We start from the raw sequence: 9,487 nt of genomic DNA, 5'->3' as shown, positions 1-9,487 counted from the left end.
ACTCGGGCGCGCCCTGGGGGTATCTGGCGCTGGTGTTCGCCGTGGCGTGCGTGGGGATCGACCGCTTCTTCGGCGTGACGTCCGGATGGATAAGGGACGTGGCCACCGCGCAGGCCGTGCAGCGCAGGCTCCAGGTGCTGCAGTTCGACTGGGCCTCGGAATGCGTGCGCGAGGTTCTGGGACCGGCCGAGGGGACGGCCAGCGAGGCCACCGAGCGGTGCCTGGGTGTGCTGCGGCGGTTCTCGGAGGACGTGACGGAGCTGGTCCGCACGGAGACGGCCGACTGGATGGTGGAGTTCCGGACGGGGCCCGCGCCGCTGGGCATCCAGGCGGCGGTGGCCGCGACCGGGGGCCGGGCCGAGCCGGGCATCTGGCAGGGCCGCTTCCCGTTGCCGCCCGCCAACGGCACCCGCCCCAACATGCCCCGCCAACGCCCGCCCGAGCCCCGGTGACGTACGCGCGCGGTCAGGCGCAGAGCTTCATGCCCTCCGGGGTCCAGCACGGCACATGGCCGTGGGTGCGGATCACGTCCTGGCCGTTTCCGCGGGAGAGGTACGTCAGGAAGCTCGACACCAGGGAGTCGGCCGGCGGCTGGCCGTAGGTGTACGCGTACTCGATCTCGCGGTACGGGTACGCGCTCCTGCCGTGCTCGATGGCGTCCACCGACGGGGCGTCGGCGTCGAGGTCGAGGATGTGCAGGCCCTTGGCCCGGGTGGCGAGATTCAGCTCGCTGTAGCCGACGGCCCCGGGCAGCTCGGCGACCTCGGACAGCACCTGGTCGGTGGAGTCCAGCTCGCAGCGGGTCACCGGAGCCGTCGCGTCGTCCTTGTGGACGCAGTCGACCGAGGAGTTGGCGATCTCGCCCCGGCCGAGCACCCTGCGCTGGAAGACCTGCCGGGTCCCGGAGTTGGCGTCCCGGCTGACCAGGTGGACCGGGAGGTCGGGGCCGCCGAGCTGCCGCCAGTTGGTGATCCGGCCGGCGTAGAGGAGTCGTACGTCCGCCGTCGACAGGTTCCGCAGGCGCACGCCGTCGTTCACGACCAGCGCGAAGACCGACACCGCGATGCGGTTCTCGCGCAGCTCGGGCATGTCGTTCGGCTTGGGCCCGTCCGAGAGGGCGATCAGCGGCGGGGAGCCCGCCTTGTGCCACTGGGCGCCGGTGGCGTCCAGGTCCCGTACGCCCGCCGTCGACCCGTGCGGGTCCACCGTGATCGTCGAGCCCGCGCAGTCCCCTTCGTACTTTCCGGCCACCTCGCGCACGACGGGCGCGAAGGCGGTCGAACCGGTGATCCGCAGCGTGCCCGTGGCGCAGCCGATGGGCGGCGGCGTGTCCTCGCGGGCCACGACGATCGTGGCGAGCGTGACGACGCAGACCGTGAGCATGATCGTGATGAGCCGGGACGCCCGGCTGAACAGGGGCGGCTTGTCGTCCGGCGTTGCGCTGCGGTTGGGGTGGACCTCGCCCTCCCGGATCCCGCCGATCAGCCGGATCTCCCGGCCGACGTCCCCGCCGGACAGCAGCACGAGCAGCTTGAAATGATCGCCCTTGTTGAGCGGGACCCGCGGGATGCGCAGGGCGTTGCCCGCGTAGCCGAAGCCCCGCTCGGGCGTGAAGTGGTCCATCAAGTGGTCGGTGTCCGTCGGCTGCGTCACCGACACGCCCCGGATGGTGCGGTCGGTGAACACCGCGGTCAGACCGTGCGGTTCGGGGCTGGTGTAGTCGTCGCGGTCGATGCCCTGCGAGCCGTCGTTCTCGACGCGCAGCAGCACGAGGGTCGCGTCGGCCATGTCCGGCGCCTCGTCGAACAGGCCCAGCCGGCGGTTGGCCCGGCCCGAGCGCACGTCGTCGCCTATCGGGTTGTCCATCTGCACGCGGTAGCCGACCCTCCCCCACTGCCTTAAGGGCGTGGGAGGTGCCCCCAGCGGCGCGGCACCCGGCGCTCGTACCAGACCATGCCGGCCGAGGCGACGATGCCCAGGACGGCCGTACCGATGGCTACGACGTTCTCCGTGCTCAGCCACTCCATGTGGGTGCCCCCGCCACTCCCCGGAGTCGGATGGTGGGGTCACCGTACGCGCGCCGAAGGGGACGATCCGGCCTCGTCGGCTGAAGTTCGCCCGACGTTCAACGGCCTCCCGCGGACCGGGACTTCATCCCCACATCGTCACTGCCGCGTGTACGTCAGGCTCTCCCCGTTGCCCTGCTTCGACCGCTTCAGCGTGCCGTCGGACAGCAGCGTGACCTCGGTGGCCTCGCCCGGGGTGCAGGACGAACGCGGCTGTCCGGACGTGACGTCGGACGGCCCGATCCGCAACGGACCGTTGCCACTGGGCCGTTCGGCCAGCTTCGCCTCGAACACGCAGTGGTAGCTGCCGCCCCCTTCGGTGGGCCCGTCGGCGACGAGCGTGAGCACCGTGTCCCCCACCTTGCCCTGCCGGATGGTCAGTTCACGGGTGTTGTGCCCGGCGGCGTTGTCGATCGACGTCTCCCAGGTCCCCAGGTACCCGGCCGGGACCGCTCCGTCGGCCGGCGCGGAGGAGGTGGGCGCCGAGGTCGTCGGGGCGGGCTCGGAACCGGTCGGCCCGGCGGTGGTGGGCGCGTCGGTGGTCGAGGAGCCGACGACCGGGCCGGCGCCCTTGTCGTCGCCGCCGCCCTGCATCAGCGCGTACACCGAGCCGCCCGCGGCGAGCGCGACGACCAGCGCGATCACCACGAGCAGCGCCGTGGCCCGGCCGTTGCTGCCGGCCGGCTCCTGGGGCGCGCCGCCGCCGGGCGGGTAGGCCTGGGTGGGGGCGACGGGCGGCGGGCCGTACGGCGGGGTCGAACCGAGGCCGCCGGCGTACGGGTTGTACGGCTGCTGGGCGCCGGGCCAGCCACCGGTACCGGGCTGCTGCGGGTAGCCGTGGGCGTGGGGCTGCGGGTGCTGCTGCGGATAGCCGTACGCCGGGTGGGGCGGCGGCGTCCCGGGCGGCGGCGTCTGGCCGACCATCGTGGGCAGGTGGTTCACCGGCCCGCCCGGCGCCCGCGGACCCCCGGGCGGGGGCGGCGCGGAGGCGTCGTCGGAGGCGGGGGCGTGCTCGGGCGAGGCGGCGGCGACGGGAGCGGCCGTCCGGTCCCCGGCGGGCCCCGGCTGCTTGGACATACGGTCCCCGCCCGGGCTCTGCTCGGGCAGGCGGTCCGGCACCTGACCCGGCCCCTGCCCCTGCGCCGGCACGGACGCGCCCCCGGCCGCGGGCGAACCCTGCGGACCGCCCGCACCGCCCGCGCCCCCGACCGCCGCCGGGCCCTGCGGGTCCTCCGTGTCCAGGAGCTGCACCGCGTGCCGGCCCAGCTGGGCCACCAGGGCGCCCGGCAGCCAGGGGTCCCGTGAGCGGCCGCCGGAGACCGTGTCCTCCGCGCCCGTGCGCTCCAGGATCCCCTCCAGCGTCGGCCGGGTAGCCGGGTCCTTCTTCAGGCAGTCGCGGACGAGGTCGGCGATGCCCTCGGGCACGCCCTCCAGGTCGGGCTCCTCCTGGGCGATGCGGAACATCAGGGCGTGCACCCCGCTGTGGGCGGCCCCGAAGGGAAGCCTGCCGGTCGTCGCGTAGGCCAGCACGGAGCCGAGGCAGAAGACGTCGCAGGCGGTCGTGATCCGGTCGCCACGCACCTGCTCGGGCGACATGAAGCCGGGCGAGCCGATCATGGAGCCGGTGCGGGTGAGCCAGTCCCCGGTCAGGGTCTCCAGCGCCCGCGCGATACCGAAGTCGATGACCCGCGGCCCGTCGATGGTCACCAGCACGTTCGACGGCTTGAGGTCGCGGTGGACGATCCCGGCGGCGTGGATGTCCTTGAGGGCGTGCGCGAGACCGGCGGCGAGGATCCGTACCGACCGCTCGGGCAGGGCCCCGTGGTCGTGCCCGACGACCTGCTGGAGGCTCGGCCCCGCGACGTACCCGGTGGCCACCCACGGCACGGCGGCCTCGGTGTCCGCGTCCAGCACGGGCGCGGTCCAGTACCCGCCGACCCGCCGCGCGGCCTGCACCTCCTGCCGGAACCGGGCCCGGAACTCCTCCTGCGCGGCGAGTTCCTCGCGCACCAGCTTCACGGCGACGGTGCGGCCCCGGTCGGACCGGGCCAGGTACACATGCCCCATACCGCCCGCGCCGAGCCGCGCCAGCAGCCGGTACGCCCCGATCTGCTGCGGATCTCCGGGTGCCAGCTTCTCCATGGCTGCGCCGCCTTCCCCCCGTAGGTGTGCAACGGACCGAGAATAATGCGGTCGCCCGGACAGTCGCGCGGAGCGGTGTCTACGGTTCCGTAACAGACAATCTGTCGCGGAAACCCCCCGACCAGGGAACAGGACGCCGATACCGCGTCCGTATCCCGGACACTTACGCTCGCCCGCATGACCCCTCAGCCCAACCCTCAGGCCGGCGCCGCCGTCAAGGCCGCGGACCGCGCCCACGTGTTCCACTCCTGGTCCGCGCAGGAGCTCATCGACCCGCTCGCCGTCGCCGGTGCGGAGGGGTCGTACTTCTGGGACTACGACGGCAAGCGCTACCTCGACTTCACCAGCGGGCTCGTCTACACGAACATCGGCTACCAGCACCCGAAGGTCGTCGCCGCGATACAGGAGCAGGCCGCACACCTGACCACCTTCGCGCCCGCCTTCGCCATCGAGGCCCGCTCCGAGGCGGCCCGGCTGATCGCCGAGCGGACGCCCGGCGACCTGGACAAGATCTTCTTCACCAACGGCGGCGCCGACGCCGTCGAGCACGCGGTGCGCATGGCCCGCCTGCACACCGGCCGTCCGAAGGTGCTGTCGGCCTACCGCTCGTACCACGGCGGCACGCAGCAGGCGGTGAACATCACCGGTGACCCGCGCCGCTGGCCCTCCGACGGCGCGAACGCCGGTGTCGTCCACTTCTGGGCGCCCTTCCTCTACCGCTCCCGCTTCTACGCGGAGACCGAGGAGCAGGAGTGCGCGCGGGCCCTGGAGCACCTGGAGACGACGATCGCCTTCGAGGGGCCGGGGACCGTCGCCGCGATCGTCCTGGAGACCGTTCCGGGCACCGCGGGCATCATGGTGCCGCCGCCCGGCTACCTGGCGGGCGTGCGCGAGCTGTGCGACAAGTACGGGATCGTGTTCATCCTGGACGAGGTCATGGCCGGGTTCGGGCGGACCGGTGAGTGGTTCGCGGCCGACCTGTTCGACGTCGTGCCCGACCTGATGACCTTCGCCAAGGGCGTGAACTCCGGCTATGTGCCGCTCGGCGGTGTCGCCATCTCCGGGAAGATCGCGGAGACCTTCGGCAAGCGCGCCTACCCGGGCGGGCTGACGTACTCCGGCCATCCGCTGGCCTGCGCCGCCGCCGTCGCCACGCTCAACGTGATGGCGGAGGAGGGGGTCGTCACCCACGCGAAGAACCTGGGCACGACCGTCGTCGAGCCGGCCCTGCGCGCGCTGGCCGAACGGCACCCGAGCGTCGGCGAGGTGCGCGGCGTGGGCATGTTCTGGGCGCTCGAACTGGTGAGGGACCGGGAGACCCGGGAGCCGCTGGTGCCCTACAACGCGGCGGGCGAGGCGAACGCGCCGATGGCCGCCTTCGGTGCCGCCGCGAAGAAGCACGGCCTGTGGCCCTTCATCAACATGAACCGCACCCATGTCGTCCCGCCGTGCAACGTGACGGAGGCCGAGCTGAAGGAGGGCCTCGCCGCCCTGGACGCCGCGCTGAGCGTGGCCGACGAGTACACGGTGTAGGTGAGGACCGCAACACCAAGGCTCACCTGGGGCAACCCGAACGCGTAAGGTGGCGTGCTCGTAGACATGGACGAGTACGTCACCCGCACGCGTGAGGAAAGGGCCCCGACCATGCCCGGCAACGGTGCCGTGACCCGCAGTACCCTGCGCCAGCAGATCGCGGACGCGCTTCGTGACGAGGTGCTGGCCGGGCGGCTCCTGCCGGGGCGGGAGTTCACGGTGAAGGAGATCGCCGAGCAGTACGGCGTCTCGGCGACGCCGGTCCGGGAGGCGCTGGTCGACCTGTCCGCGCAGGGGATCCTGGAGGCGGACCAGCACCGCGGCTTCCGCGTCCCGGAGTACACGCTCGACGACTACCGCGGCATGATCCAGGCCCGCAGCCTGGTCACCGACGGCATGTTCCAGGCCCTGCTGGCCGGTCACCCGGCGTTCCGGGACCCGCTGGACCCGCGCACGCCCGCCGTGCTCGCCGCCGTCCGCCGACGCGGCGAGGAGGCGCGGCGCGCCGCCGGTGCCGGGGACCTGTCCGTGCTGATCGGCTACGACCTGCGGTTCTGGCGCGAGCTCAGTGCCCTGTTCGGCAACCCGTACCTCGCCGACTTCCTGCACCGGCTGCGTGTGCAGTCCTGGGTGTGCGCGGTGCGGTACCTGCGTCGGCTGCCCGATCTGCGCGGCCGGCTGTGGTCCGGGCACACCGAGCTGGTGGACGCGCTGTCCCGGCAGGACTTCGAGGCGGCACGGGCGGTCGTCTCCGCGTACAACGCGCACTCCCTCGCCCTCATCGAGCGACTGGCCGCCGGATGAGCGGCCGCTCCCCGGGGGTCGACCTCTCGGTCGTCGTCCCCGCCTACAACGAGGAAGAGCGTCTCGGCCCCACTCTCACCGCCATCACCCGCTACCTCGGCGACGGCGAGGGCCGCTGGGGCGAGTGGGAGGTGATAGTCGCCGACGACGGCTCGACCGACGGCACCGGCGACGTCGTCACCGCCCTGGGGCATCCGGGTGTCCAGCTCGTCACCAGCCCCCGCAACCGGGGCAAGGGCCACGCCCTGCGCCTCGGTGTCGCCGCCTCGCGGGGCCGCCGGGTGCTGGTCACGGACGCCGACCTGGCGGCGCCGATCGAGGAGCTGGAGCGGCTCGACAAGGCGCTCAGCGGCGGACACTCGGCGGCGATCGGCTCGCGTTCCGTGCCCGGCGCGGCCATCGGGACCCACCAGCACCGGGTGCGCGAACTGCTCGGCCGCGCCGGGAACTTCCTGATACGCGCGACGGCGGTGCCCGGCATACGGGACACCCAGTGCGGCTTCAAGCTGTTCGAGGGCGACAAGGCCCGCGAGGTCTTCGCCGCCTCCCGGCTGGAGGGCTGGGGCATCGACGTGGAGGTGCTCCAGCAGTTCCGCCGCCGCGACTGGGCCGTCACCGAGGTCCCGGTCCGCTGGAGCCACCAGCCCGGCTCCAAGGTCGCCCCCCTCGACTACGCCCGCGTCCTGGCCGACCTGGGCCGCCTGCGGGCCCGCGCGATACGGCCCGCCGATCTCCTGGCCACCGCCCTGTTCCTGCTGATGGCGGTGGCCCTCTACTCGGGGCGCTTCTTCGACCCCGGCCACCGCTACTTCCCGGACTCGCTCCAGGACCAGAACCAGTGGGAATGGTTCTTCGCGGTGACCGCCGACAACGTCGCCCACCTGCGCAATCCCCTCTTCTCCGATCTCCAGGGCTTCCCGGACGGCGTGAACCTGATGGCCAACACGGTCATGCTGGGCGTGTCCGTGCCCTTCGCGCCGCTCACACTGCTCGCGGGCCCGGCGGTCTCGCTGAGCGTCTGCATGACGCTGGGCCTGGCCGTGACGGCGGCCGCCTGGTACCGGCTGATCGTGAAACGGGTCGTCCAGCGGCGGCCGGCCGCCCTCGTCGGCGCCTCGCTGGCCGCCTTCGCGCCCCCGATGGTCAGCCACGCCAACGCGCACCCCAACTTCGTGATCCTGTTCATGATCCCGCTGATCATCGAGCGGGCGCTGCGGTTGTGCGCGGGCACCCGGGTCGTCCGGGACGGAATCGTGCTCGGCCTGATGGCGGCCTACCAGATCTTCCTCGGAGAAGAACCCTTCCTGCTCGCCGGCCTCGGCATGACCCTGTTCGCCGCCTCCTACGCGCTGGTGCGCCGGGACGTGGCCCGCCGGTCCTGGCGTCCGCTGCTGAAGGGCCTGCTGATCGGCGGGGCGGTCTGTCTGCCCCTGGTCGCCTATCCCCTGTACTGGCAGTTCGCCGGGCCGCAGAGCTACACGAGCGTGCTGCACGGCGACAACGCGGGCAACAGCCCCCTGTCGCTGCTCGCCTTCGCCGAGCGCTCCCTGATCGCGGGCAACGAGCAGACGGCGAACGCGCTCTCCCTCAACCCCACCGAGCAGAACGCCTTCTACGGCTGGCCGCTGGTCGCCCTCGCCTTCACGATCGTCGTACGGCTGTGGGAGCAGACGCTCGTCAGGGCGCTGGCGTTCACCGCGGTGGGCGCGGCGCTGCTGTCCCTCGGCCCGAAGATCCGCATCCCGCTCACCGACCTCGTCTACCCCGGCCCCTGGGCGCTGCTCGCCCACAAGCCGCTCTTCGAGTCGGTCATCGAGGGCCGGGTGGCGATGATCTGCGCCCCGGCGCTGGGCATGCTGCTGGCCGTCGCGGTCGACCGGCTGCTGGCCACGACCGGCCGGGGGGTGCGGTACGTCGGCCTGCTCGCCGTCCTGCTCGCCCTGCTGCCGCTGGTCCCGGCACCGCTGAAGTCGGTGGACCGGGTCGGAGTGCCGGCGTTCTTCGCGGACGGGATGTGGAAGTCGTACGTCCATGACGGCGAGTCGCTCGTGCCCCTGCCGCTGCCCGACCCGGGGGCGGCGGAGGCCCTGCACTGGCAGACGGCCGCCGGCCTGGGCTTCAAGATGCCCGGCGGCTACTACAACGGCCCGTACGGCAAGGACCGTATCGGCATCTACGGCGCCTCACCGCGCTTCACCTCGAACATGCTGCGGGACGTGCGCTACTCCGGCCGGATCCCGGTGATCGGCAAGAACTGGCGGGCGCAGGCCCAACGGGACTTCGCCTACTGGAAGGCGGGCGCCCTGGTGGTCGCGCCGCAGCCCAACGACGACGCCCTGCGCAAGGCCGTGCAGCAGCTGACCGGGCGTCCCGGGAAGTGGACCGGCGGAGTGTGGGTATGGGACCTGCACGGGGGGAGCTGACCCCGAGCCGCACCAATTACTCTGCTTATCCATGCCTTGAGCACCGCGCTGTGTGAGGAGCCCTCTTTGGCCTGTGACCTGTGGCTGGTACCGCTCGTCGACGTGTTGTGCCACACGCCCGACAACCCGTTCGCCGAGGAACTCGCGCAATACAACAAGGTGCTCGCCGAGGCCGGGCTCCCACCGGTGCCGGTGTACCAGTACATGCCGGGCCTGTCCGGTGAGGTGGCCCCGGTGGCCGGCTTCGACTACGACGCGCTGCACTTCCTGCGCCGGGTGTACCTGCTGCAGCTGTGCGGGCTGCCGGTGACGCCGGTGGACGAACTGGGCGGCGACTACGAGCAGCTCCTGGAGATGTTCGAGTCGACGGCCCAGCAATCGCACCTGGTCTGGCACTACGACCACGCGGGCGCCTATGTCCCGGTCGACTTCCCGCACCCGCTCTCAAGCGACGAACTCCTCGCGAGCGGCGGCCCGCTGGGCTCCTCGCAGACCCTGCTGCGCGAGCTGGAGTACGTG

Annotated in this window: 6 protein-coding genes and 1 pseudogene; 5 read left to right on the top strand and 2 right to left on the bottom strand. The window is 72.5% G+C overall.

Annotated features, from left to right (window positions below; genetic code table 11):
- The coding region (locus IPZ69_RS45010) for an SLATT domain-containing protein (RefSeq protein WP_235460707.1) at positions 1-452 on the top strand (452 nt) is incomplete at its 5' end.
- Between the two features lie 13 nt (positions 453-465).
- Here IPZ69_RS45010 and IPZ69_RS45005 read toward each other — a convergent pair.
- Positions 466-2,027 (bottom strand): annotated as a pseudogene (locus tag IPZ69_RS45005) (substrate-binding domain-containing protein).
- 138 nt (positions 2,028-2,165) lie between these two features.
- On the bottom strand, positions 2,166-4,208 hold the full coding sequence (locus IPZ69_RS45000) for a serine/threonine-protein kinase (RefSeq protein ID WP_235460706.1): 2,043 nt from the start codon (positions 4,206-4,208) through the stop codon (positions 2,166-2,168).
- Positions 4,209-4,385: 177 nt separating this feature from the next.
- Here IPZ69_RS45000 and IPZ69_RS44995 point away from each other — a divergent pair, with 177 nt between their 5' ends.
- The 4 genes from IPZ69_RS44995 to IPZ69_RS44980 all read left to right on the top strand — a co-directional run.
- Positions 4,386-5,741 (top strand): aspartate aminotransferase family protein, encoded by a 1,356-nt coding sequence (locus IPZ69_RS44995; protein WP_235460705.1) that lies wholly within the window; start codon positions 4,386-4,388, stop codon positions 5,739-5,741.
- Between the two features lie 111 nt (positions 5,742-5,852).
- Complete coding sequence (locus tag IPZ69_RS44990; protein ID WP_235460708.1) at positions 5,853-6,545, top strand: GntR family transcriptional regulator; 693 nt, start codon at positions 5,853-5,855, stop codon at positions 6,543-6,545.
- On the top strand, positions 6,542-8,968 hold the full coding sequence (locus IPZ69_RS44985; RefSeq protein WP_235460704.1) for a dolichyl-phosphate beta-glucosyltransferase: 2,427 nt from the start codon (positions 6,542-6,544) through the stop codon (positions 8,966-8,968). The genes IPZ69_RS44990 and IPZ69_RS44985 overlap by 4 nt, the downstream gene beginning before the upstream one ends.
- A gap of 66 nt (positions 8,969-9,034) precedes the next feature.
- The coding region (locus IPZ69_RS44980) for a hypothetical protein (RefSeq protein WP_235460703.1) at positions 9,035-9,487 on the top strand (453 nt) is incomplete at its 3' end.

Source organism: Streptomyces olivochromogenes (assembly GCF_021538895.1).
GTDB classification, from domain to species: Bacteria; Actinomycetota; Actinomycetes; order Streptomycetales; family Streptomycetaceae; genus Streptomyces; species Streptomyces olivochromogenes_A.
The sequence above is the reverse complement of the archived record's forward strand: the minus strand, read 5'-3'. Positions and strand labels throughout refer to the sequence as shown.